This is a genomic window from Mycobacterium simiae, from assembly GCF_008370645.1.
In the GTDB taxonomy this organism is placed as follows: domain Bacteria; phylum Actinomycetota; class Actinomycetes; order Mycobacteriales; family Mycobacteriaceae; genus Mycobacterium; species Mycobacterium simiae_A.
Genome location: NZ_VTZN01000595.1, coordinates 1 through 327, shown reverse-complemented (window position 1 = coordinate 327; position 327 = coordinate 1). Strand labels below are relative to the sequence as shown.

Sequence of the window (327 nt, the reverse complement as noted above, 5' to 3'; positions counted from 1 at the left end):
CGACACCGCCGCCGTGCGCGGATGATCGATCACCGGCCACGACACCGCCTCCGTGAGGAGCCGAACAGTGCCAGCTGACCAGTCAATATGCGGACTGGGCTGATCCACATGCAACGTCGCCGGTAACACCCCATGATTAAGCGCCGCAACCATCTTGACCAGCCCCGCGGCCCCCGCAGCAGCCTGAGTATGGCCGATGTTGGATTTAATCGACCCCAACCACAACGGATGCTCACGATCCCGGCAGGACCCATAGGTGGCGATCAACGCCCCCGCCTCGATCGGGTCACCCAACGTCGTACCCGTACCATGAGCCTCCACCACATC

At 63.0% G+C, this 327-nt stretch carries 1 pseudogene; it reads right to left on the bottom strand.

Going from position 1 to position 327, the window contains the following annotated elements:
• Positions 1-327 (bottom strand): annotated as a pseudogene (locus F0Q45_RS27050) (polyketide synthase); the annotation flags it as partial.